Here is a 24,807-nt window from a genome sequence, read left to right as displayed (position 1 = left end):
AATACGTTGCATCTCCACATGTAGGTTTAACGTGAAATCATTATCTATAAATTTTGTATTTTATACTAGTAACTTTGTTCGGTTATTGTCGGTTAATGGTGTTTAACCGAGGTTAACCGAATTATTTTTAGTTAAATAAACAAATAAACTTGTTTTTCATGATAAAAATCAGTTAACAACAAATTAAAATACAAAAAAACAATAATATTACTGGTGATTGTACAAACTTAGGCTAATATAGAAGGTGGTGATAGATTGATAATAAAGAGAAAATACCATGCGTGTTTTAACAATTTACTGTCCTGAATGTGGTGAAAAAGCGATGATAAAGAAAAGTAATCGCAAGCATAAAGAGTTAACAGATCTTTACTGTGCCTGCCGTGATCCGCTTTGTGGGCATACCTTTGTGCTAAATCTTACCTTTAGTCATACTCTAAGTCCCAGCGCCAAAAAACAAGATGCCCTTTTATTAGCAATGATAAAAAATCTCTCGCCACAGCAACGAGAAAAAGCCTTAACCTTGTTACAAGAGATATAACGCTTTTTTACTTACTCTATTTTGCCTTGATTTTATGATCCTGCTCCCATTCTGGCAGGTAAATAAGTTAACTGGTTCTTATATAACCATAAATGATGTAGATTTAATTTAATCCAACAGAAACATTCTTATATCGCTTATTAAAGCAACATAGCAATTCAACAACCACAGAACGCGGTTTTGATTAAAAAAGCCATAAAATGAGTCATTCCTTTAATCAGAATTTGTCGAAATCTTATGTAACAGCATTCTGTTACATAAAATTTCAATACAAGTTTCAAATGGAGTATATAGATGAAAAAGCTTATTAATCGTGTTGATGATGTTTTATCAGAACAACTGCAAGGTTTTGCTAAAGCCCACCCTGAAATCAATCTCCATCCCTCTTCTTTTTATGTCACCCGTCATGATGCCCCCGTAAAAGGTAAAGTAGCCCTTTTATCTGGAGGTGGCAGTGGACATGAGCCAATGCATGCCGGTTTTGTTGGAAAAGGCATGCTTGATGGGGCATGTCCTGGTGAGATCTTTACCTCACCAACCCCAGATAAAATGTACGATTGCGCAAAAGCAATTGATAGCGGTGAAGGTGTATTAATGATCGTTAAAAACTACACCGGTGACGTACTCAATTTTGAAACTGCGACAGAACTACTACATGATGAAGGTGTAAAAATTGCTACGGTATTAGTTGATGATGATGTTGCGGTTAAAGATAGTCTGTATACCGCCGGTCGTCGTGGTGTAGCGAATACCGTATTAATGGAAAAATTGCTAGGTGCTGCAGCTGAGCGTGGCGATACACTTGATGATTTGGTTAAGCTAGGTCATCAAATTAATAATAATGGTTTTTCTATTGGTATTGCACTACAGGCTTGCACCGTACCTGCTGCAGGAAAACCCTCTTTTACTCTCCCTGAAAATGAAATGGAATTTGGCGTTGGGATCCACGGAGAGCCAGGAATAGACCGTCGCCCATTTACTTCATTAAATGATACCGTTGATGCAATGTTTAATACTCTAATTGAAAATGGTCACTATCAGCGCACCATTCGCAGTTGGGATCGAGTCAATGGTGATTGGATTGAAGAGACACAAGAAAAACAGCCACTAAAATCAGGCGATCGTGTTATAGCCCTAGTCAATAATCTTGGCGCCACTCCCCTTTCTGAATTATATGGTGTTTATCATCGCCTTGCCCTGTGCTGTGAAAACTTTGGTCTTAACATCGAACGTTCGTTAATTGGCTCTTATTGTACCTCGCTCGATATGTCGGGGATCTCAATTACCTTATTAAAAGTAGATGACGCGCTACTTACTTTGTGGGATGCACCCGTTGCTACACCTGCGATGACAAAATAAGTTTTCCTATAACGATAACTAAGGATCAGAAAATGGTATTAACTCATCATCAAATTATTCTTTGGCTACAACAATGCGCTCAACTTTTTGAACAAAACAGTGACTATCTCACCGATCTTGACCGTGAAATTGGCGATGCTGACCACGGCTTAAATATGAATAGAGGCTTCAAAAAGGTAGCGGAGAAATTACCTGAATTTGCCGATAAAGATATTGGTTTTATCCTTAAAAATACCGGTATGACATTACTGTCTAATATTGGTGGTGCCAGCGGTCCTCTTTTTGGCACCTTCTTTATTCGTGCCGCTAAGCCCACCGCATCATTACAAAGTCTCGATGTAAATCAACTTTATGAAATGACTAAAGAAGGTGTTGATGGCATTGTCAGTCGCGGTAAAGCACAACCAAATGATAAAACTATGTGTGATGTTTGGTGGCCTGTGGTTGATAGTTTAAAGCATGCGAATGACCAAAGTTTATCTATAGAAGATGCTATTGATAATGCACTGAAAGTTGCAGAAAAAGCGGCGGAGGAAACTATTCCTATGCAAGCGAAAAAAGGCCGTGCCAGTTATCTTGGTGAGCGCAGTATAGGACATAAAGATCCCGGCAGTGCCTCTGTGGTATTGATCCTCCAAGCGCTGTCTAATGCTATCCACGCATAATCATTCACAATATAATCAAGAGAGGTCTGCCATGATTAATATCGTGATTGTTTCTCATAGTAAACATCTTGCTGAGGGTATTGAGTCGTTGGCTAATCAAATGCTTAACCCAACGCATTGCCGACTAGCCATTGCCGCAGGTGTTGATGATGAAGCGCACCCTATTGGTACTGACGCTGTTAAAATTATGACGGCGATTGAATCGCTCGCCGAAGCTGATGCAATTATTGTTATGATGGATTTAGGTAGTGCCATACTCAGTACAGAAACAGCAATTGAACTGCTTGATACAGAATTAGCGCAAAAAGTGACACTATGCTCAGCTCCGCTGGTAGAAGGAACATTAGCCGCTGTTGTCGCAGCGTCATCCGGAGCTAGCTTAGAAAAGGTTCTCGAAGAAGCCAACCATGCACTAACCCCTAAAAAGATGCAATTGGGTGAAAACATGGGTGGCTCAGAGCCAAATGATGTCACGCCTTCTATTCAAATGCACGGCAAAGAAGCTCATTGGGTGGTAAAAAACCCTCATGGTTTACACGTTAGACCTGCAGCGACACTGGTTGAACTACTGTCAAAATTTCGTGCTGACTATCAATTAATTAAGGGAGATAGACGCATTAATCCCCTTAGTTTAAATCAACTTTCTCTTATTCAAATTCGTCAAGGTGATGAAATAACCTTAATTGCTTCAGGAGAACAAGAAAATGAGGCTATTGATGCCTTTTTAGCACTGGCTAAACAAGGTTTTGGCGAAGCATTACCGGATGAACTCACGGAGCAAAGTTTAACTGGTACTCTCGTACCCGCTTCCCCCATCAAGGGACCAGCTTTTATTTGGCATGAGCTAGAATTAGCTCCTATTGAAAATTTATCTGCACCACTCGATAGTACAATACAAATTGAGCAATTTAATCAAGCGATAAAAGATACACTCAATGATTTGAAGCACTATGCTGAAAAAGCCAATCACACATTAGGTGAACAAATAGGCGCTATTTTTAACGGCCATATCATGATGCTGGATGATGAAGAATTACTCACCAATGTTATCGATCGTATTAAAACAGATAACGTTAGCGCTCAGCAGAGTTGGACGAATGAAATGAAAGAACGTATCCAACTCTACCGTACTCTCAGTGATCCTTATTTGAGAGCACGGGAGTTAGATCTTCGTGATCTGCGCAATCAAGTTCTTTACCATTTACAACAGAAAACGCCTCCTAAATTTACCCCATCACAACCCTCTATTTTAGTGGCTAAAGAGTTATTCCCCTCGACATTAATTCAGTTTGATGCAACTCAATTATTAGCCATTACCTTAGCTGAAGGGGATAGTTGTTCTCACAGTGCCATTATCGCCACGCAGATGGGGCTACCTATGTTAGTTCATTTAGGTGATGGATTATTAAAAATAAAAGAAGCACAAGAATTAACCCTTGATCTCAAGAGTAGTGAATTAATTATTGATCAATAAATTAATGTGCTAATGCAATAAGCGCCAAATGGCGCTTATTGATAACTATCAAACCTTAGGTTTATAACTCTCTTTATCCAGTTCATGCTTTTTCATGCGTAAATAGAGTTTTTTACGTGGGATACCTAAATAATCAGCCACATCGCTCACACGGCCAGCAAATAAATAGAGTGCATCTTCAATTAAGCGACGCTCATAATCATCAACTAAGTTATCTAAAGGCCCTTCAGGGGGGGATAATGGCACGATGTTGCTCACTATCAACCATTTTCACAATACCAACAGCATAGAGTTCAGCGACATTCCGTAGCTCACGAATGTTTCCAGGCCAATCATAACGTTTTAATATATCGAGATAATTACGATCAATTTTTGGTACGGCGATCCCAAGCCGCTGAGCACTTTGCCGTAAAAAGGCTCTAAATAGAGGAATAATATCCGGGCGTCTTGCGCTTAATGGTGGCAAAGAAAAAGTTATTTGCGAAAAGTAGTAATAGAACTCAGGTATCAATCGCCCTTCAGTGACTAATTGCTGGGTATTATTTTCTAAAATCGCGATCGTTCTAAATTGGCGCTTACCCTGCCTTTCCATATCTAATAGGTAAGCACTTAACCAACGTTGTGCACCAGAAGGTAAATCATAAGGGGAGCGTAAAATAAGTGTGCCGACTTCCTCTTGCTCTATTTGAGCAATCAGTGGCTTAATATCTACTAAATTTTGACAATCTACCGTAGTCACCGCTTTATCGCTGTGAGGACTTAATTCATGTAATAACTGAGCGAGTAGATGTCGCCCTGTCCCCATCTCACCTTCAATCATTAAGTCTTTATCAATATCAGCAATTTGCTGTACTTGCTGTCTAATGGCGGTAATTTGTGCACTATCGCCAACTAGACGCTCTTGAGTGGTGGTGCTCATCGTTTTTCTAAGTGAAAGAAGTGATTTTCGCTCTTTATGCGCTTTAGCAACTAACTCTAAAAATAGCGGTGGATTAATGGGCTTTTCAATAAAATCATAAGCGCCTTTTTTAACGGCCTCTACAGCAAGGGGTATATCACCGTGGCCGGTGATCATAATCACCGGAATACGAGGATCAATTTGTTGAATACGCGCTAAGACTTCCATGCCATTCATCGCAGGCATGTAAATATCTAACACTACCGCACCTTCATATTCTGGTGTCAGCAGACTCAATGCTTTTTCTGGCGAATCAGTCACTCTGGCAACCATTCCGGCAAGATTAAGCAAATGACGATAAGATTCGAGAATATCCTCATCATCATCAATTAATAGTATATCAATATCAGACAGCAGTGACTGTGTCATGAGTAAACTCCAAAACAACCATCGCACCGCCATTTAATGCCGATGCTAAGTAAATTTCATAACCAAACCGTTGCATAATAGAACGGCAAATCGATAGCCCTAACCCTAGTCCAACATCTTTGGTGGTGGTAAAAGGGGTGAATAATTTTGGTAAAACATCAGCATTAAATCCTTTGCCACTATCGGTAATGCCTACTCGTTGATATTTAGCTTCATCCGATAATAGGTCGACGCTGATCTGACTTTCGCCCATTCCCGCGACCGCATCCATTGCATTAACAAACAGGTTAACTAAGACCTGCTCTATTTGTGTTGGATCGGCACAAATATTCAGTTCACTGGGGATATTATTGATAATGGTGCACTGCTCTCGTTTAGAGCGCGATTCCACTAATACCATGGCACTTTCCACCAGCCCTTGTAACGGCGCTGAAACATAACTAACTTCAGATGAGGATTTTTTAGAAAAATTACGTAATGCCGTAATGATCCTATTCATACGAGCACATAATTTTTCAATACGCTCAATGGGATCAGGAAGTTGGTCATATTTCTCCATCTGTAGTGTTAATTTAACGCTATATAAATAGGTATTAATGGCTGAGAGAGGTTGATTTAATTCATGAGCAAGACTGGTCATTGCCTGTCCTACTACTGCCATTTTGGCCGCTTGCACTAACTCTTCTTGTGTCTGAATTAAGTGTTTTTGTGCTTGTTCACGACGCACAATTTCTTCATTTAATTGTTGGTTCTTTTCTTGTAAATCTTGGGTTTTTAATGCCACAAGATGTTTTAATTCTAATCGACTTAATTCTTGGCGAGTAATATCCGTGATAGTCACAATATATTTATGCTCGTCTTTATGAGGATATTCGCGAATATTAAATTGCAGAAAATGAGGCTTTCCTTGTTTTACCATGCTCACAATAGACTCACTTTGCCCAAACAAATAAAGCGGACTTGTGGGACTAAACTGCGCTCTTAATGTCGTATTGGCTTCACCACTAAATAATAACCATAATGGTTTATTGCTCTGTTCATGACCAATACCTAATAAAGTAGCAGCACTGGGATTGACGGTTTCCATACGTCCATCATGATGACAAGTAATTAAACTGGCATCGGTATTATTAATCAGATTCAGGGCATTCGTGGCTTCAACTTCTTTCATTTGACGCCAAAAGCGCCGCAAACGGCGACTTAATAATCCAATTTCATCTTGCCCTTCAATTAATACAGGCTCTGTTAAATGACCTTTAGCAACATGGGCGAGATCATCACTCAACTTATTTAATCTAGCAATCAGTCGCCTATCTATTAAGATTTTCATGACAATAATGCTGAGCAATAGTGAAGCAACGACAATTAAGATAATGACAATTTTTCCCGTTGCCATCAGTTGTCGCGTATTATCATTGAGCTTATTCAATGCTTCACTGGTGGCAAGCACATTACTTCTTACTGCATTATCAAACTGAGATAATTTTTCATTTAATTTAGGGGTAAGTGCTTTAAGTTTTTTTTCGGTTTCGACATCATCAATCAATGTTTGATAGATATCACCGTCAAAACGAGTGATCGCAATAATTTCTTGCAATACTTGGCGATGAGCAATGGTAGAAGGATAGCTTTTTAATTTCTGATTTAAAACGATAATTTCATCAATTTTGACACTTATATAGTGAAATGCGACATCAATATCACGGCTATAGCGTTGATGTGCAATTTCTTCCACTAAGCTAATTAATTCATTTTCTGTAGTGAATAACTCTTGAAGTAACGTTGATTCTAAAAGCAGTTGTAAGCTATTTTCCTGTACATTTTTTTCATTAAGCATTTGGCTGACATGCCACTCAATTTCATTAAGTAGAGGCTTGATATCTTCACCTACCGCATCATGCATCCAAGCCAATTGACCTAAAAGCTGTGCTAACCTATTTTCGAGTTCACGACGTTTATCTAATAAAATATCTTGCTGCTCAATTAAGTTTGATAAGTCATCCACTAATTGATTATAAAAAGTGCGTTGTGATTGTTGCTCAATCGGAAACTCGCGCAGATTATCTAATAGTTGATAAATTTGCTGTTTTTGTTGTTCTGAAACTGATTTACGTTGTGTTTGCTCACGCTCTTTTAATAGCATCTGTAAATTAGTGCTGTAACGCTCCATATTATAGCTGGTGGTTAACATAGGTAAGGAGTCACCAACAGACGCATTGATTTGAGTGGCTAATTTTCCCCACATAAAAAATATCACCCCACCAATCAATAAAGTGAGTAACGAACTAAAGATAAACGCCAAATAAAGGCGTCTACCGAGTTTGCCCGATTGCTTAGGCATTAATATCTGCATCCATCATACCTTTCAAAAAAACAGTATTTTCAACTGTATATCTGAACCACAAGGCGGTTAGGGAGATTTAGTTTCTTTCAATAAAACTAATGCTTGTTCAAGTTTTTCCGCTTCTAATGTACGCCATTGGTACAAAACGGCTAACGCTTGATCTGAATATTCCCGCTGATCGGCTTCTTTCATAAATAAGGCTTGTAATGTCGGTGAATTGGCTTCTTTTTCGCTAATTAGCACTGAACTGGCTATTTTTCGGGCTTGATTGGTTGCTGCGATCCGTTCTGGTGATCGATTTTGTTGTTTTTCTGCCTCGTGGATCTCATTCCAAACTTGGCGCATTAATGGAAAATTATGGGTGATCATTTGATCAAAAAGAACATTGACCACTTCGCTACGGCGATAGGCTTCATTACTGTTTAAAATAAACTCAGTATTATTAGCAAGCTCATCATTATTACGTAAAATTTCTTTGCTGAGGGGGATCTTCGCCATATCACTTTTATAGATAATCTCTTGTCCTTCATCCGATAAAAGAAAGGCGATAAATTTGGCCGCAGTATCTCTTTTACTGCTTTCAGCCACAATAGCGACATAAGCAGGTAAAATAATTGATTTATCAAAATAACTAAAATCAACAAAATCAAAGCGTTTTTGGTGGTTAAAAGCGTAATTATCAATAATAGGCCCCGCCCCCACAATACCTCTGGCAATAGCGTCACTCACTCGTGAACTACGTGCCGATATCGAAGAAAGGTTACCACTGGTTTCTAGTAAAATTTGCCATCCGCGCTCCCAACCATATTCTTGCAGCACATTTTCAACCATCAGTTGCATCGTGCCAGAGTTGGCTGGTGTCGTCATAGTTAAGTGCCCTTGGTAAATCGGATCACTTAAATCAATCCAACTTTTAGGTGCCGGAATACCTAACTTTTGCAAGTATTGTCTGTTACTCATGATCCCAATACCTGAATAACCCACCGTGGTTATTTTGTCATTTAAGATATCACTATGACGAGTTAGCCATTTTGGTGTTTCATAGTTAATCGGTAAGCGCGCGAGTAGTCCTTCTCTATCTAAATGATGAAAAAAATTAGCCGAAGAGGACATCACTATATCAACAGGTTGCGTAGGATACTGCTTCATCATCCGTGTAGCGATCGCAACACGCCGATAAACCACTTGTACCTTAGTTTCAGGATAACGAGCACTAAAAGCTTCGGTAAGTGGTCGCATGGGTGTATCTGAAAGTGTTGTCAGTATAACCAATGGCTGCTCATCACTTTTTGCTGGAGTGATAAACAGCCAACTAAATAATAGTATGAGGCTAAAGATTATTTTTATTCTCATGACATACCCCTGATTTTGTGTTGAATAAACCTAAAAATGTGTTGAGCATCAAATTTCTGATATTTAGCAATATTTATTATTTTCAGTGAATGAGTCCTTAATGACCCATTTTCGATGATGATACGACGATATATTCACTCATTTTTAGTCCAACACCTAATAGCAATGTTACAAATTTGACTCACCGATTCAGCAGAATGTGTCAGCTCTGACTCAAATTAGCGCTTTTGCCCTCTGATGGCCTAAATGAATAGCATCTGCCCTGAAAAACAAAATCAGCTTCAGGCATGAATAATATTCGGAGTCATCTCTATGTTAAGTTTCTTTAAAACCAGAAAGGATCTGCCGCTAATCGAAGCGTCCAATGAAAAGATCCGCTCAATATATAAAAAATATCAGTGGCAGGCTTTTCTTGGGCTAGTACTAGGTTATGCCATGTTCTATGTGGTACGTATGGCACTTGGTGTCGTTAAAAAGCCGATGCTAGATGCCGGTATTGTGACCACTGCAGAACTAGGTTTAATGGGGTCGGCGTTCTTCTTTACCTATGCCTTTGGTAAGTTTTCCAATGGCTTCTTGTCGGATTATGCCAATATTGGCCGCTTTATGTCCATCTCGCTGATTGCGTCCTCTTTTGTTTGTATCTTTATGGGAATGTCGACTGCGAGCCTATTCTTCATTTTATTGTGGGGAATTAATGGTTGGTTCCAATCGGTAGGATCTGCCCCTTCTTGTGTGTCTATTTTCCAATGGTTTTCTCCGAAACAGCGCGGTACAGTCTATTCTATCTGGGGTGGCTCACGTAATATCGGTGAAGCAATCACTTGGATATTAACTGCGACCATAGTGAGTTTCTTTGGCTGGCGTGCCGGTTTTATCGGTGCAGGTATCGCGGGTATTGCAGCAGGTATCATCTTACTGATGATCTTAAAAGATCGTCCTCGTACTTATGGTCTACCTGATCCTGCCAGTGCATATGGTGAAGAGTCAGAAGCCGTTAAATCAAGTGATCCAAAAGAAACTCGCCGTGCTCAATTATTTGTCCTAAAACAACCTACCGTATGGATCATCGCTGCAGCTTGCGCTGCCATGTATATTTCACGCTACGCAATCAGTTCATGGGCGGTGCTTTATCTACAAGGCTCAAAAGGCTATTCACTGATTGATGCTGGCTTTGCTATGTCAACTTACCCTATTGCCGGCTTCTTTGGCGCCATCTTAGCCGGTATGGCCTCTGACAAACTATTTAATGCCAATCGTCATATCCCAACACTTATTTATGGTATCGCCAATATTGCCGGTTTCGCCCTCATGTTCTGGGGACCACAAAGCCGTGTTATGGATGCCATTGCATTAAGTATGATTGGTTTTGCTATGGGCGGACTGGTGGTGTTCTTGGCGGGCTTAACGGCTTGCGACCTGATGCCAAAAAACGCAGTAGGTGCAGTAAAAGGCTTTATCGGACTTTTTGCTTATATTGCCGCATCTGCTCAAGAGCTTGTTTCTGCCTCGCTGATCAAAGTCACGCAAGTCGGTGATGTCACTCACTATGATTTCACAACGGTACAGTATTTCTGGATTGGTTCTGCCATCGTGTCCATGATCTTAGCTACGCTGGTCTGGAATGCGAAAAAAGTCACCATGGATTAATAAATTAAGTTGTTATCAAGGGATACTTTTCAGTATCCCTCTTTAAAAAAGAGAATGTCACTATGCGTAAGACAAAAATTGTTGCGACTCTTGGCCCTGCTAGTTGCTCAGAACAGATGATTGAAAAACTGATTTTAGCTGGCGCTAATGTATTTCGTTTAAATTTTTCACATGGTACTCGCGAACAGCATCAGTCCACAGCCGCAACTATCCGTCAGGTCGCAAAAAAACATCGTGTATTTATCGGCATTTTAGCTGATCTGCAAGGCCCTAAGATCCGTATAGCGAGTTTTAAAAATAATGCTATTCAATTAACACAAGGGGATAGTTTTATCCTCAATGCAGATTTAGACAGCACACAAGGCGATGAACAACAAGCGGGGTTAGATTACCCACAACTTGTACAAGAAGTCACACCAGGGAATATTCTGTTACTTGACGACGGTAATATCCAATTAAAAGTCCATGCAGTAAATAATAATAATATTGAGACAGTGGTCACTGTCGGTGGAAAATTATCTAACCGTAAGGGAATTAATTTACTCGGCGGCGGTTTATCCGCACCAGCCTTAACGGACAAAGATAAGCAAGACATACACACAGCAGCCGCTATTCAAGCAGATTATATAGCCGTTTCTTTCCCTCGTAACGGTGCTGATATTGAATATGCCCGTCGTTTAATTGTTGCTGCTGGCAGTCAGGCAAAAATTGTTGCCAAAGTAGAGCGTGCAGAAGTCGTTTCATGTCAAGCCAATATGGATGACATTATTAAAGCATCGGATGTCATTATGGTAGCGCGAGGGGACTTGGCGGTTGAAATTGGCGATGCCTGTCTTCCTGGTGCACAAAAACAGTTAATTGCTCGTTGCCGTGCTCTAGGCTGCCCGGTTATTACAGCCACCCAAATGATGGAGTCCATGATTGAAAATCCAATGCCTACCCGTGCGGAGGTGATGGATATCGCTAATGCAGTAGGTGATGGCACAGATGCGGTGATGCTTTCTGCAGAAACAGCTGCAGGTAAATATCCTGAAGAAGCCGTTCGTGCAATGGCTCGTGTTGCAGAAGGTGCAGAGCGCTCTTTTGCCGCCAATGCCGAAAACCCATGGCAATCCCCTTCTTACTATTCACAAACAGGCCGTTGGATTGCTTTAGCGGCGACCACAGCAGCTTTTCATAATGATAAACATCTGAGCGTTGCTGCTTTAACTGACAATGGTCAATCAGCCACGCTTCTATCGCGCTTTATGCCAAATAACAATATCTATGCATTAACAGATAACCCCGCACTTGCGGGTCAGTTGACTGTATTACGTGGTGTAACGCCTGTCACTTATCAACGTCAAAATAATAATGATGGTGATGAAAACATCATGCAAAAACTGCAAACAGAGGGATTATTAACAGATATTCATTCACTCTTAATCACCCGTTTATCGACCTTTGAAAAAACCGGTGAAAGTGACTGTTGTCATCTAGTTCCGGTAAAACAAGTTACAACAGCTTTAACTTAATTGTCTGTTATCAAATAGCTTATGAGAGAGGCAACCTGAAGAGGCCAATAACAAGAAAAACAGTATAGCCAATTATTTTAGCCACATGGAACGTGGCTATTTTTCTTTTTAATGCACCTAACCATCATTATCTATTAAAAAATAGTGCTCCTAGCTGTTGTTTTTTTTCGACAGCATCCCAATATTAATTCCTATATTCACTGTATTAATAGGAGAATATGATGGCAAGTGGATGGGCAAATGATAGTGCTGTTCAAGAACAAATTGATGCCACTATTGATGATGCCATTGCAAGAGCGCGTAACCAAATGACTCAGGGAGAAAGTGCTGAGTTTTGTGATGAGTGTGGTGAAGCAATTCCATTAGCTCGGCAAAAAGCGATTCGAGGGGTTCGCTATTGTATTAACTGCCAAGAGGCGATAGATAAAAAATATAATACCTTTAGTGGCTATAATCGCCGTGGTAGTAAAGATAGCCAACTCAGATAATGAGCACACTTCTTATACAAAAAACTGTACCTTATGTAAGCTTACTCAATCAAGGTACAGTTTATTTTATTCAATCAACTCACGAGTTAAATTTTGCTGACTTTCTTAGCACTTAAACTATGGCTCATTTCAGTAATTATCTTTAAGAAATTATCAATATGGGAACGTTCCGTATTCGGGTTCATAAAGACAGCTTTTTCTCCCGGAATATAAACATAGCGATTATTTTTTGCATACTTAGAGCAAGCAATAGAATCAACCCAGTTGGTAAATAATCCCTTTTTACCCCGTTGTAAGAATAATTTTCTATGCCATTGTGCATTATGAACCATAAAGTCATAGGCTTCTTTATCTGTCGCACAGGTTGATTCTAGATCAAAGGCAACATTAGGATCAGAGACTAAGTTTGGATCATATAATTTAAACCCAACACTTGGGCCTTGGTTTTGAGGCACTATGACTTTGGCATTCCCCATAGCAAGTAATTGATGGCGCATATAGTTCGCGTTTTGTAGACAATGGGCAATGATGGTTTGATAGCCTTCAATCCCCATATAATGCATTGCAGAATAAGCACCAAAAATACCAACCCCACTACGTGTACATTCAATAGTTGATTGTAAATGGGTTTGACCTTCTAATTCATGTTCAAAGTAAGTGAAGTTTTCCGGATCATTTTCAAGGGCAACAAAGTCATTGCCATTTTTCACTAACACTAAACTTGAGGTATAAGGTACATATCCCCACTTATGGAAATCGATAGTAATTGAATCAGCATATTTTAGATGTTTAAATTTCGCCACATTTTGGCGTAAACCTTCTAAAGTAATATCGTTGATAGCCAGAGGGTTGCTATTAAAATCATAATCTAAGAAGAAAATAATTGGCCAACCTACTGCTGCATCGACGTGAATATGTGGTTTAACCGCGATTTCAAATTCTTCACACAGACGATCTCTTAATTCGCAAACGCCTTTAACATCATCAACACCAAAGGTGTCCGTCGTCCCTGTCGTCAGCATAATAGTTGGTACTTTACACTTAACAGTAAAACAAGCTCTTAATTCACGCTCTAAGTGTTCCAAATTAATCGTATTATCTTCGGACACCTTAATGCGGATAGTCTTGTTATTAACATCAACCCCTAATAGCGCCAAGTTGGTCATATTAGAATAATGGCCCCCTTGAGAGTTAATAATACGATAATCCTGATCGGCTGCCATGCCTAAATGTTTAGAATTAGGCATTGATTTACGTAAACCAAATAGATAACCATATAAGTTACACATGGTGCCACCTTGGGTGAAAACCCCAGAGGCGACTTCGGGATCGTACCCTACTAATTTAGCTACTTTTTTAATGGTGACTTTTTCTAAAACGTCAGCAACACCTGAGTATTCACAATAAACCATATTAGGATTGCCCATTAATCCTAATATTGAGCCATAAACACCCGGATCGCTTGGCATCGCAATGACATTTTCAACCGCTAATGGATTTTCCCAGTTTTTGCATAACGTCGACACTAACATGAGTAACTCGTTAGGATCATTCTCTGGGTAATTAATATGTTGCTGGATCTGCCCATCAGCCATTAAACGGTCAAATAACACCTGTCCATTCTCATAACACTGTAATTGATCCTTATCATTCGTCATGGTCTTTCTAAACTGTGTAATAGACTGAATGGTTTTATCCTGAAATATCGGCCAATACTGCGGATCACGGCTGAAAAAGTGAGCAATAACATCACGGTACTTCTTCTCAAATTCAGCATTTAGAATGTTAGCAGAAGATAAACCCAACAAATCTTGACTTTTCACTATATTCTCCAAATAAAAACCGACAATAGCTTAAATAAACTGAATAGCAATACTATACATTTTCTTATTAAAATAGTTAGTGATCTATATATAACAGTTGTTATTTAAATAGTTAACTAATAATTTATTTTATTTAAAACATATCAATAAGATAGGGATAAATGGCAAGCTATATTGACAGTCATCGCACTCCTAACCTTGCTTTTATGTGACTGACATCACAATAAAAATAGTCTCACTATTAGCATTATCGCCGAAATTAACTGTAATAATTTGATATATAATGAAAAAATATTAAAACCAAATAACTTATTGAAATTATTAGAATAGATATTTAATTAAATTAATTAATCTATTTTTAATGAAATTAATGCAATTAAAATTGCATTTAATGTAACTACAATACTCAAAATAAGAACAAAAAACTACATTATGCTTTATTAATAGATAATTTATTTTTTACTTAACTTTTACGTGACATTAAATATTAAAATAATAGTTAATGATGCTAAAGCGGCTTAATAAAAACAATCAAGTCAATAACATTAGTTATTTATACTAAAAATAATTAAAAAATTAGCATAAGTTAAAAACTTAATATATTAAACTGTTAGGGCAAATAGTATTGCTAAGCGATGATAACGAACTTTACTAATAAACTGATAATAGTGATGAAACAGCTGAAATAGCTAATAGAAAATTGAGTAGGAAAATCAAATTGAGATGGGGATTAATACATAAAGCGGGAACAGTATTTCTTCCCGCTTTATTAATTAGAATTCGACCTTAATGTACAAAAATTAAAATAGTCCCAATAATGTGCCAACACCTAGGGTAAAGAAGCTAAATAGCCAAATCCAACCAAATGAGTAACGTAAATGTTTACCCATATCAGTGCCTGCAAGCCCCATAGCAAGCCAAGCGGCTGGTGAGAATGGACTTACAAAGGTTCCGGCATTATTACCTATGGCCATAGCATACACAACATCAGCAACATGGACACCACCACTAGCAGTGACCTCCTGCACAATAGGCAATAGCGCAAAATAATAAGCATCAGTGCTGGTAAAGATATCCATGGGAACGCCTAATATACCCACAACAATATGCAAATTATCAACCCAATGAGAAGGTAATACTGCTGCTAAATCGAGAGCAATAGCTTCCAGCATTTTCCCATTAGACATGATGCCTAAAAAAGCACCTGCCGCTAAAATAATTGCTACCATAGAGAGTGCTTGAGGAGCATGATGATTAATTATCGCTATTTGATCTTTCGGCTTAGGATAGTTGATCACTAGGGCGGCTGATAATGCAACCATAAAAATATAAGGCGCCGAAAATAATCCTAAGGCTAAACACGTGATTGAGCCGATAATTAACAGAAGGTTGATCAAAAATTTTTGTGGTTTTTCTGTTCCTGTTTCTGGCTGATCTTCATCAAATTGTCTTAATAAAGAATCTTGCTCATAAGGCGTAGTCCCTTTTAGTTTTGCTTTAGCAATACGTTTGGTTTCTCGCACTCCCATAACCGCGGCAAAGAGCATCGAGCCAAAAATACCAATTATCTGTACTGGGATGATCTTTTGCCACAATTCCGCAGCCGAAATACCGGTTACAGCCGAGGCTCTACCTAAAGGCCCTCCCCAAGGTACCATATTCATCACCCCCATACTGGTGCACATAATTAGCAACATAAGATAAGGGCTCATACCTAAACGGCGATATAGCGGTAAAAAAGCAGGAATAATAATTAAGAATGTCGCCGCACCCGAACCATCTAAATGTACAACAGCCGCGACTAACGCTGTGACAATACACACTATAATGACATTGCCACGGGTGATACTGATCATCATTCGGATCAGAGGATTAAAAATATGCAGATCTTTCATTATGCTAAAAAAAAGTATCGCGAATAAAAACATCGTTGCGACACTACTCACCTTTTTAATACCTAATTCAAAAAAAGTAGATATTTCAGTAAATGAATAACCTGCGACAAGCGCACCAATTAATGGTATGACCGACATTGCAATAATTGGGCTTGTTTTCCCCATCATTAGTAATGTCACAATAGAAATAATAATGAGTAATCCGATAATCGTTAGCACATGAGGATCCTTGTAGTCGTTATTATATTTGCACTTTATGTTACAAAAATGCTAACCACTCATGTAAAAACAGTTTCAATGATGTGAAGTTAATCACCGATTATTTTCTATATAAATATACTTAGTAAAAATCCTAATTATATTAAATAAAGTTAAAAATCAAATAAATAAAAAGAAAAATAGACATAAAAAAACCCAATGCAACATTGGGTTTCAATTCAATTTAAGCAACGAAATGTATCAATTAGTCTTCTAATAACAGAACAGATTCTAATGCAATTTCAATCATTTCATTAAAGGTAGTTTGGCGCTCTTCTGAGGTTGTTTGTGTACCTTTCTTAATGTGATCAGAAACAGTACAAATTGTCAGGGCACGTGCACCATATTCCGCAGCTACACCATAAATACCTGCTGCTTCCATTTCAACACCTAAGATGCCGTATTTTTCCATCACATCAAACATTTCTGGATCAGGCGAGTAGAAAAGATCCGCTGAGAAAATATTACCCACACGAACTTTAATATCTTTTGCTTTCGCAGCAGATACAGCATTTTGTACTAATTCAAAATCAGCAATAGCCGCAAAATCTTGGTCTTTAAAGCGTAAGCGGTTAACTTTAGAATCTGTACATGCTCCCATACCGATCACAACATCACGTAATTCAACATCTGGTAATACCGCACCACATGAACCCACGCGAATAATCACTTTTACACCAAAATCAGTAATTAGCTCTTTAGCATAAATTGAGCAGGAAGGAATACCCATACCGTGGCCCATTACAGAAATTTTACGGCCTTTATACGTACCAGTAAAACCTAACATGCCACGAACATTATTTACTTGACGTACGTCTTGTAAAAAAGTTTCAGCAATGTATTTAGCACGAAGCGGGTCGCCCGGCATTAAAACGACATCAGCAAAATCGCCCATTTCTGCGTTAATATGAGGGGTAGCCATAATTCTTCCTTTTAATATTGATCTTTCACTATTCAAATATAATTCGGTAGACATATTGCTATGCCTACCGAAGTAAAATTAAAACATTGCTTTACCGTATTCTACTGGTGATAAACCGAAGTATTTCACAACAGTTTGTCCGATATCAGCAAAAGTTTCACGGTGACCTAATGAACCTGGTTTAACTTTTGGCCCATAAACCAGAACCGGAATGTGTTCACGGGTATGATCTGAACCTTGCCAAGTTGGGTCACAACCATGGTCTGCGGTTAGGATCAAAATATCATCTTCTTTCACTAATTCCATCAGCTCAGGTAAGCGACGGTCGAATAATTCGAGTGCTTCACCATAACCGACAACATCACGACGATGACCATAAGATGAGTCGAAATCAACAAAGTTAGTGAAAACGATAGTGTTATCACCCGCTAATTTCATCTCTTCAATCGTTGCATCGAACAGAGCATCAATACCTGTTGCTTTCACTTTCTTAGTAATACCTACATTTGCATAGATATCAGCAATTTTACCGATAGAGACAACGTGGCCTTGTTTTTCATCAACCAGTTTTTTCAACATAGTTGGTGCTGGTGGCTCAACAGCTAAATCATGACGATTACCTGTACGTGAGAAATTGCCTGGTTTGTCGCCAATAAATGGACGAGCAATGACACGACCGATATTGTAATCACCTTTGTTTAGTTCATCACGAGCAATTTCACATAGCTCATATAATTTATCTAAACCGAAGGTCTCTTCATGACAAGCAATTTGGAAAACGGAGTCAGCAGAAGTATAGAAAATAGGTTTCCCAGTTTTCATATGCTCTTCACCCAGTTCATCCAGAATAACCGTACCAGAAGCGTGACAGTTACCTAAATAACCCGGCAAATTGGCACGTTTAACAATGTTGTCTAGCAACTCTTGAGGGAAAGAGTTTTTCAAATCTTTAAAGTATCCCCAATCAAATAATACAGGGACACCCGCGATTTCCCAGTGGCCTGACGGTGTATCTTTACCAGAAGAGATCTCACTCGCGTAGCCATAAGCACCAATAATTTCCGCATCTTTGTCTAAACCAACAGGGAATTTACCTGTTGATTCTTCAGCCGCTTTACCTAAACCTAAACGGCAAAGATTAGGTAGGTGAAGAGGACCTTTACGACCATCTTTATCCGCTTTACCTTCTGCAAATGCTTGTGCGATATGTCCTAAAGTGTCTGCGCCTTGGTCACCGAATTTCTCCGCATCACCAGCAGCACCGATACCAAAGGAATCTAATACCATGATATGTACACGTTTCATAATTCTCTCTCCTGTGTCATTTTCCGTAGACCACGGATATGTCACTTATAAATCATCATTGAGTTCTTATTCGCTGACTTGGCGATACACCATTGGTGACGTTTCACGTTTTGTCTCACCAATTACCATCGCTTTACGGACTTCTGCCGCAGCTTCTTGCCATGATTTTTCACTATTGGCATGGATCATCGCGAGTGGTGTATCTGTATTGATTTCTGTTCCTAGTGCCGCGATTTCACTTAATCCAACACTGTAATCAATAGCATCAGTTGCTTTACGGCGACCACCGCCTAAAGTCACAACTGACATACCTAAAGCACGGGTATCCATTTCTGTGACAAAACCGGCTTTCTCAGCAAATACAGGCTTACTTAATACCGCCGTTGGCAGGTATTTATTGTAGTTTTCAACAAAATCTGTAGGACCATTTTGGGCAGCAACCATACGAGCAAAGACTTCCGCTGCTTTACCGTTATCCAGCACATCTTGCAGTTTTTGGCGAGCTTGTTGACGTGAGTCAGCTAAACGACCTGACACTAACATTTCTACACACAATGCCATCGTAACTTCAAATAAGCGTGGATTACGGTATTCACCCGTTAAGAATTGTACTGCTTCACGGACTTCTACTGCATTACCTGCACTTGAGGCTAATACTTCATTCATATCAGTCAGTAGTGCTGTAGTTTGGCATCCGGCGCCATTTGCTACTTGTACAATTGATTCTGCTAGCTCTTCCGATTTCTGATATGTTGGCATAAAGGCACCTGAGCCAACTTTAACGTCCATCACTAATGCATCCAAACCTTCAGCTAATTTTTTACCTAAAATAGATGCAGTGATAAGCGGAATTGAATCAACGGTAGCAGTAATATCACGTGTAGCGTAAAAGCGTTTATCAGCAGGTGCTAATGAATTGGTTTGCCCAATAATTGCTACACCAACATGACGAATAATATCGCGGAATTTTTCATCATCAGGGAAAATATCAAAGCCGGGAATAGCCTCAAGCTTATCAAGAGTTCCACCAGTATGACCTAATCCACGACCAGAAATCATCGGAACATAACCACCACAAGCAGCGACCATTGGCCCTAACATCAGTGATGTAACATCGCCAACACCGCCTGTTGAGTGTTTATCAACAATAGGACCATTTAAGTTTAGACTCTTCCAGTTTAGTACAGTACCGGAATCACGCATGGCTAATGTCAAAGCCACACGTTCAGGCATGGTCATATCATGAAAATAAATTGTCATTGCAAGTGCTGCAATTTGACCTTCAGAAACAGTATTATCTCTGACGCCATTAATGAAAAAACGGATCTCTTCTTCAGTTAAAGGATGACCATCACGCTTTTTACGAATAATTTCTTGGGCAAGAAACACTGCAACCTCCTGGTATTATAGCATTGATAACGCCCACCCATTGTAGGGTAGGCATACTTCATAAATGAATTAATAACCACTAGACGATTTTTGTTCGCCATGACCGAGTGTGGCTAATAAATTACCTAACAGACTTGATGCACCAAAACGGAAGTGGCGAGCATCAACCCAGTTATCACCCATAATACGGTTTGCTAATGCAAGGTATTGCGCAGCTTCTTCAGCTGTACGTACCCCACCCGCTGGTTTAAAACCAACTTCTTTGCCAACACCCATATCATGGATCACTTGAAGCATTAATTCAGCGCTTTCCAGTGTTGCATTAACAGGCACTTTACCTGTGGATGTTTTGATAAAATCAGCACCTGCTTTAATTGAGATTTCAGATGCTTTACGAATGAGCGCAACATCTTTCAACTCACCCGTTTCAATAATAACTTTCAGTAAAGCACCCGCTTTAGCGCAAGCGTCTTTACATGCTTTAACGATATCAAAACCGATCTGTTCATTACCTGCCATTAATGCGCGGTAAGGGAAAACAACATCAACCTCATCAGCACCATAAGCTAATGCTGCATTAGTTTCAGCTAATGCGATATCTAAATCATCATTACCATGAGGGAAGTTAGTTACGGTTGCAATACGAATTTCTGGTGTTCCCTGTTCACGTAATACTTTACGAGCCAGTGGAATAAAGCGTGGGTAGATACAGATTGCGGCTGTATTACCTTCTGGGCTTTTCGCCTGATGACATAGTTTTGTCACTTTTTCATCAGTGTCGTCATCATTTAAGGTGGTTAAATCCATCAAAGACAGCGCAAGGCGCGCTGCAGCGGTTAAATCTGTCATAAAACTCTCCAACGATGTTTCTCAAGCCCTCTATGGGCATACGCTTTAAGGTTAGCGATTAATTTTGTTGGCGAGCGGACTTGGTTCCTTGAAGATGTGGTTGTAACAAGTGCTACAACGACAGCTGAGCTCCCTCTCACCGCGCTATGCTCACTTCGGCGACCCGTCATTGAGCTTTCGCCATTCCATGAAGTTTCAGCACATCTTATTTGAACACGCTAGAGAACAATTAGATGTGCTTTCTGTCACAATAATAAAATGAAACTTGCAACTAAAGACATTAAATTGTGATTAGAATCACAAAAATTTTATTTTCTGGTTTAATGTTACTCGAATAAAGTCAGTAAGTCGTCTTTATAACGTAAAAACTTTTACTTTTAATGAAATGACTCATTAATTGGCTAACTTCTCTACAAGTTGCGAAGTAACTCACATATATATAAAGGTAGTTAACATTACAACAGAAAACAAACAAAAAGAGCAGATAAGCAATTACCTATCTGCTCTGTAAATACTTTCTTATTTAAGCAGCAACCACAGCCATTGCGGTTAATGCAAAAAAGAAGCCGGCGATGGTTGCACTCATTAAGTTAGAGAGTGTACCCGCCAAAACGGCTTTCATACCTAAGCGTGCGACATCTTTACGACGGTTTGGTGCCATTCCCCCTAAACCACCCAGTAATACCGCAACAGAGGAAAGGTTAGCAAATCCACACAGCGCAAAAGAGATAATCACTTTTGTTTGTTCAGACAAGGCCATTAAGCCCGCTGCTGCTAATTGTGATTCATCTTGCAGATATTTACTAAACTCCGAGTAAGCATAGAATTCGTTGATCACCAGTTTTTGACCAATAAAAGAGCCAGCAATGGTTGCCTCACTCCAAGGCACACCAATTAAGAAGGCGATTGGTGCAAATACCCAGCCTAAGATTAATTCTAGCGAGAAGTCTTCATAACCGAACCAGCCACCAATTCCGCCAAGAATACCATTAATTAAGGCAATTAATGCGACAAAAGCGAGTAGCATTGCACCTACGTTTAACGCAAGTTGTAATCCTGAAGAAGCCCCTGATGCCGCAGCATCAATAATATTAGCGGGTTTTTCTTCATCACTTAAGTTATCAAAAGCATCTTTTTGATCATCAGGTGTTTCTGTTTCAGGAACCAAGAGTTTTGCGAAGAGTAAACCACCTGGTGCCGCCATAAATGAAGCGGTGATCAAATACTCCAATGGCACACCCATACTTGCATAACCTGCCAGTACCGAACCTGCCACTGATGCTAATCCACCACACATCACCGCAAAAAGTTCTGAGGTTGTCATTCTAGCAATATAGGGGCGAACCACCAGTGGTGCTTCTGTTTGTCCAACGAAGATATTGGCTGTTGCAGACATTGATTCAGTACGAGAAGTGCCTAATACTTTTTGTAATCCGCCACCTAAAATCTTGATGACAAATTGCATGATACCTAAGTAATAAAGTACTGCTATCAATGAAGAGAAGAACACAATAACAGGTAAAACACGCAAAGCAAAAACAAAGCCACCGCTGCCAAATAGCTCAAACATTTTGTCGGAAACTAAGCCAGCAAAAAGGAAGCTCATGCCGTTTTCACCATAATCGATGACATTTTTAACGGCATCAGAAATAGCCAATAACACTTTACGGCCACTTTCTGAATAAAGTACAAATGCGCCTAAACCAATTTGAATAAGGAATGCGCCACCGACCGTGCGTAATCTAATTGCTCGTCGGTTGCTGGAGAAAAGAATGGCTATCAATATCAATGTGGCCATTCCGACCAAGCTCATAATGAGGTGCATTGAAGGATCCCTGTTCATATAAAAATTTAATGGATTATCAATAAGCTTATTACTAAGTTTATTGACTCTTTTTTTGCCAGATAATTATACCTAGTCCCAGAAAAGAACCCTCTATATCCATCACATTTAGCATCTTAAAAAAGTAACATAAAAGTCACAAATGAGATCTAAATCACACTAAAAAGCAAAAAACGCACTTAATGGATAAAGTTTATTTGGAAAAGTGGTTAGCAGTTTAATAAAAAACGGTAATACGAATGGCAGAATAATTACTAATTTTCTTAAAACTAGGCATCATCTGTTAACTGAAATAATTGTAGACTATTCAGGTAAAGTTGGTTTGCAATAACCTCGGCTGACTCTTGACGCAATTCACAAAGAGAAGAAAAAACAGCGAGAATTCGTTCAGGGCGGTTAGGCTCGCCTTGAAAACCACTTACAGGCATATCAGGCGCATCCGTTTCTAATAACAAGCGCTCTAAGGGTAGAGAGGCAATTGCACGACGTGTTTTTTGTGCGCGTGGATAAGTGATAGTGCCCCCTACCCCAATAAAATAGCCTTGTTGAACAAAACGTTCTGCTTGTTGTAGACTGCCGGAAAACCCATGGATCACACCTTTACGAGGAACTGAATAACGGCGCAAAATAGCACTTAGGTTATCATGAGTTTTACGTGAATGAAGGATCACAGGCAGATCAAATTCTATCGCCAATTTAAGTTGTGCTATTAAAAATTGTTGCTGTTTTTCCGGATGTGGATTTGTCATATAGTTATCCAAACCCATCTCCCCCATTGCAACACAACGTGGCGTCGTTTTTAGGCGTGTTTTAAGTTCAATCAAGTGCTGCTCTGTATGCGCTTCAATATATAAAGGATGCAAACCTAGTGCACAATATAGTGCATTGTTATAACGAGACAATTCCGTTACCGCGTCCCAATTCCACTGAGCAACCGCAGGAATAATAATTTTTTTTACCTGAGCCTGTTGTGCTAAAGCAAGGCTATTCTCAAGGTCGTGATAAAAGACGGGAAAATCAAAATGACAATGCGTATCAATAAATCGACTCATTCTTGAACACTCCTTACTTCAGGGTGCACACTCCGAGTTCCTTTTTGAATGATTTCGGCATCTTCCGCTTTATCTGCTTTTGCTTCATTTTCAAATAGGCTAAATATTTTTTTATCGTGTTGCTGAAATTTTTTCTTAGAGAAGTGTTGACCAATAGTGGCTAGAAAATAGCGCCCACAGCGTCTACCAACATGATAATCATGATTTAATGCACTTAAACGGCTTCCTAATGCACTAGATTGTAGTGTTGTTGGTGGATATATTTCAATGATAACGGCATCTTCAGGTGGAGATTGGATAAATCTTAGTGTGTCAGTATAAGTTTCAATATGGACTTGAGCCATATTGAGAAAGCGTTGAAAACGGCCATTCTCAAACCATTTTCCCATTTTATCCACCCACTCGGTGGTATATTGATATTCAGACGGTACGGTTCGTATAACGACAATTGTACGACAACCACGACGATAAGCCTCTTTTACCGGGATCGCATCACTAATACCGCCATCATGGTAAACAACATCTTGAAATAAAACACCATTGCGATAAAACGCGGGGATCGCACTGGAGGCTTTCACAATATCAAGCCATGTGCTTTTTTCTGGTTGAAAATAATTTGCCTTAAAATTGTCGGAGCGACTTGCCACCATATAAAACTCGCGACCACTATCGAAACGACGTAATGCTTTAGGCATATTTAAAGGCATTTCTTTCGAAGTGGTTTCTATATACCAGTCAAGATCGAGTAAATTCCCCCCC

At 39.3% G+C, this 24,807-nt stretch carries 20 protein-coding genes; 7 read left to right on the top strand and 13 right to left on the bottom strand.

The annotated features are described in order from the left end of the window. The first annotated feature begins 277 nt into the window (after positions 1-277). The 4 genes from ACYUCW_RS07265 (at position 278) to dhaM (ending at position 4,036) form a co-directional block, all read left to right on the top strand. Positions 278-538: an Ogr/Delta-like zinc finger protein gene (locus ACYUCW_RS07265; RefSeq protein ID WP_004245624.1), complete on the top strand. Its 261-nt coding sequence runs from the start codon at positions 278-280 to the stop codon at positions 536-538. A 294-nt stretch (positions 539-832) separates the two neighbouring features. Next, complete coding sequence (dhaK, locus tag ACYUCW_RS07260; protein WP_004245625.1) at positions 833-1,897, top strand: dihydroxyacetone kinase subunit DhaK; 1,065 nt, start codon at positions 833-835, stop codon at positions 1,895-1,897. Positions 1,898-1,929: 32 nt separating this feature from the next. Then, positions 1,930-2,562 (top strand): dihydroxyacetone kinase subunit DhaL, encoded by a 633-nt coding sequence (gene dhaL, locus ACYUCW_RS07255; RefSeq protein ID WP_004249430.1) that lies wholly within the window; start codon positions 1,930-1,932, stop codon positions 2,560-2,562. A gap of 31 nt (positions 2,563-2,593) precedes the next feature. Continuing rightward, positions 2,594-4,036, top strand: a complete 1,443-nt coding sequence (dhaM, locus tag ACYUCW_RS07250; protein WP_163748271.1) for a dihydroxyacetone kinase phosphoryl donor subunit DhaM — start codon at positions 2,594-2,596, stop codon at positions 4,034-4,036. A gap of 48 nt (positions 4,037-4,084) precedes the next feature. Here dhaM and ACYUCW_RS07245 read toward each other — a convergent pair whose 3' ends face one another. The 4 genes from ACYUCW_RS07245 to ACYUCW_RS07230 are packed head-to-tail and all read right to left on the bottom strand — an operon-like array spanning position 4,085 to position 9,060. Next, a complete protein-coding gene (locus ACYUCW_RS07245) occupies positions 4,085-4,282 on the bottom strand; it encodes a helix-turn-helix domain-containing protein (protein ID WP_460408323.1) in 198 nt (65 codons plus the stop codon). Beyond that, on the bottom strand, positions 4,263-5,363 hold the full coding sequence (locus ACYUCW_RS07240; RefSeq protein ID WP_460408322.1) for a sigma-54-dependent transcriptional regulator: 1,101 nt from the start codon (positions 5,361-5,363) through the stop codon (positions 4,263-4,265). The genes ACYUCW_RS07245 and ACYUCW_RS07240 overlap by 20 nt, the downstream gene beginning before the upstream one ends. Beyond that, the gene (locus tag ACYUCW_RS07235; protein ID WP_161778925.1) at positions 5,341-7,716 is read right to left on the bottom strand and encodes an ATP-binding protein; all 2,376 of its coding nucleotides are present in this window, start codon (positions 7,714-7,716) and stop codon (positions 5,341-5,343) included. The genes ACYUCW_RS07240 and ACYUCW_RS07235 overlap by 23 nt, the downstream gene beginning before the upstream one ends. A gap of 57 nt (positions 7,717-7,773) precedes the next feature. Further along, positions 7,774-9,060 (bottom strand): ABC transporter substrate-binding protein, encoded by a 1,287-nt coding sequence (locus ACYUCW_RS07230; RefSeq protein ID WP_004245630.1) that lies wholly within the window; start codon positions 9,058-9,060, stop codon positions 7,774-7,776. Positions 9,061-9,372: 312 nt separating this feature from the next. Here ACYUCW_RS07230 and ACYUCW_RS07225 point away from each other — a divergent pair, with 312 nt between their 5' ends. The 3 genes from ACYUCW_RS07225 (at position 9,373) to ACYUCW_RS07215 (ending at position 12,712) form a co-directional block, all read left to right on the top strand. After that, positions 9,373-10,710 carry an MFS transporter gene (locus ACYUCW_RS07225; protein ID WP_460408321.1) on the top strand — a complete coding sequence of 446 codons (1,338 nt, stop codon included), beginning with the start codon at positions 9,373-9,375 and terminating at the stop codon, positions 10,708-10,710. 62 nt (positions 10,711-10,772) lie between these two features. Continuing rightward, complete coding sequence (gene pyk / locus ACYUCW_RS07220) at positions 10,773-12,224, top strand: pyruvate kinase (protein ID WP_460408320.1); 1,452 nt, start codon at positions 10,773-10,775, stop codon at positions 12,222-12,224. A gap of 221 nt (positions 12,225-12,445) precedes the next feature. Then, the gene (locus ACYUCW_RS07215; RefSeq protein ID WP_004249427.1) at positions 12,446-12,712 is read left to right on the top strand and encodes a DksA/TraR family C4-type zinc finger protein; all 267 of its coding nucleotides are present in this window, start codon (positions 12,446-12,448) and stop codon (positions 12,710-12,712) included. 86 nt (positions 12,713-12,798) lie between these two features. Here ACYUCW_RS07215 and ACYUCW_RS07210 read toward each other — a convergent pair whose 3' ends face one another. From ACYUCW_RS07210 to ACYUCW_RS07170, 9 genes are all read right to left on the bottom strand, one after another. Further along, positions 12,799-14,535 carry a pyridoxal phosphate-dependent decarboxylase family protein gene (locus tag ACYUCW_RS07210; protein ID WP_460408319.1) on the bottom strand — a complete coding sequence of 579 codons (1,737 nt, stop codon included), beginning with the start codon at positions 14,533-14,535 and terminating at the stop codon, positions 12,799-12,801. Positions 14,536-15,335: 800 nt separating this feature from the next. Continuing rightward, positions 15,336-16,649, bottom strand: a complete 1,314-nt coding sequence (locus tag ACYUCW_RS07205; RefSeq protein WP_020946230.1) for a CitMHS family transporter — start codon at positions 16,647-16,649, stop codon at positions 15,336-15,338. Between the two features lie 244 nt (positions 16,650-16,893). Continuing rightward, positions 16,894-17,610 carry a purine-nucleoside phosphorylase gene (gene deoD / locus ACYUCW_RS07200; RefSeq protein WP_004249423.1) on the bottom strand — a complete coding sequence of 239 codons (717 nt, stop codon included), beginning with the start codon at positions 17,608-17,610 and terminating at the stop codon, positions 16,894-16,896. A gap of 78 nt (positions 17,611-17,688) precedes the next feature. Next, the gene (deoB, locus tag ACYUCW_RS07195; RefSeq protein ID WP_004245637.1) at positions 17,689-18,915 is read right to left on the bottom strand and encodes a phosphopentomutase; all 1,227 of its coding nucleotides are present in this window, start codon (positions 18,913-18,915) and stop codon (positions 17,689-17,691) included. A gap of 66 nt (positions 18,916-18,981) precedes the next feature. Then, entirely contained in the window at positions 18,982-20,304 is a 1,323-nt protein-coding gene (gene deoA, locus ACYUCW_RS07190) for a thymidine phosphorylase (protein WP_004245639.1), read from the bottom strand. Positions 20,305-20,373: 69 nt separating this feature from the next. Continuing rightward, positions 20,374-21,153 carry a deoxyribose-phosphate aldolase gene (deoC, locus tag ACYUCW_RS07185; RefSeq protein ID WP_049199382.1) on the bottom strand — a complete coding sequence of 260 codons (780 nt, stop codon included), beginning with the start codon at positions 21,151-21,153 and terminating at the stop codon, positions 20,374-20,376. Between the two features lie 523 nt (positions 21,154-21,676). Continuing rightward, a complete protein-coding gene (locus ACYUCW_RS07180) occupies positions 21,677-22,978 on the bottom strand; it encodes a NupC/NupG family nucleoside CNT transporter (protein WP_049199380.1) in 1,302 nt (433 codons plus the stop codon). Between the two features lie 287 nt (positions 22,979-23,265). Beyond that, positions 23,266-24,048, bottom strand: coding sequence for a metal-dependent hydrolase (locus ACYUCW_RS07175; RefSeq protein WP_004249416.1), 783 nt, complete (start codon positions 24,046-24,048; stop codon positions 23,266-23,268). Next, the coding region (locus tag ACYUCW_RS07170; RefSeq protein WP_460408318.1) for a patatin-like phospholipase family protein at positions 24,045-24,807 on the bottom strand (763 nt) is incomplete at its 5' end. The genes ACYUCW_RS07175 and ACYUCW_RS07170, both read right to left, overlap by 4 nt.

Source organism: Proteus sp. MB838, from assembly GCF_054767435.1.
This window is presented reverse-complemented; position numbering and strand designations above follow the sequence as displayed.

What these genes read in the sequence shown, in the direction of transcription:
- ACYUCW_RS07265 (WP_004245624.1), top strand. Translation starts at nt 278, where the DNA reads ATGCGTGTTTTAACAATTTACTGTCCTGAATGTGGTGAAAAAGCGATG.
- dhaK (WP_004245625.1), top strand. Translation starts at nt 833, where the DNA reads ATGAAAAAGCTTATTAATCGTGTTGATGATGTTTTATCAGAACAACTG.
- dhaL (WP_004249430.1), top strand. Translation starts at nt 1,930, where the DNA reads ATGGTATTAACTCATCATCAAATTATTCTTTGGCTACAACAATGCGCT.
- dhaM (WP_163748271.1), top strand. Translation starts at nt 2,594, where the DNA reads ATGATTAATATCGTGATTGTTTCTCATAGTAAACATCTTGCTGAGGGT.
- ACYUCW_RS07240 (WP_460408322.1), bottom strand. Translation starts at nt 5,363, where the DNA reads ATGACACAGTCACTGCTGTCTGATATTGATATACTATTAATTGATGAT.
- ACYUCW_RS07235 (WP_161778925.1), bottom strand. Translation starts at nt 7,716, where the DNA reads ATGCAGATATTAATGCCTAAGCAATCGGGCAAACTCGGTAGACGCCTT.
- ACYUCW_RS07230 (WP_004245630.1), bottom strand. Translation starts at nt 9,060, where the DNA reads ATGAGAATAAAAATAATCTTTAGCCTCATACTATTATTTAGTTGGCTG.
- ACYUCW_RS07225 (WP_460408321.1), top strand. Translation starts at nt 9,373, where the DNA reads ATGTTAAGTTTCTTTAAAACCAGAAAGGATCTGCCGCTAATCGAAGCG.
- pyk (WP_460408320.1), top strand. Translation starts at nt 10,773, where the DNA reads ATGCGTAAGACAAAAATTGTTGCGACTCTTGGCCCTGCTAGTTGCTCA.
- ACYUCW_RS07215 (WP_004249427.1), top strand. Translation starts at nt 12,446, where the DNA reads ATGGCAAGTGGATGGGCAAATGATAGTGCTGTTCAAGAACAAATTGAT.
- deoD (WP_004249423.1), bottom strand. Translation starts at nt 17,610, where the DNA reads ATGGCTACCCCTCATATTAACGCAGAAATGGGCGATTTTGCTGATGTC.
- deoB (WP_004245637.1), bottom strand. Translation starts at nt 18,915, where the DNA reads ATGAAACGTGTACATATCATGGTATTAGATTCCTTTGGTATCGGTGCT.
- deoC (WP_049199382.1), bottom strand. Translation starts at nt 21,153, where the DNA reads ATGACAGATTTAACCGCTGCAGCGCGCCTTGCGCTGTCTTTGATGGAT.
- ACYUCW_RS07180 (WP_049199380.1), bottom strand. Translation starts at nt 22,978, where the DNA reads ATGCACCTCATTATGAGCTTGGTCGGAATGGCCACATTGATATTGATA.
- ACYUCW_RS07175 (WP_004249416.1), bottom strand. Translation starts at nt 24,048, where the DNA reads ATGAGTCGATTTATTGATACGCATTGTCATTTTGATTTTCCCGTCTTT.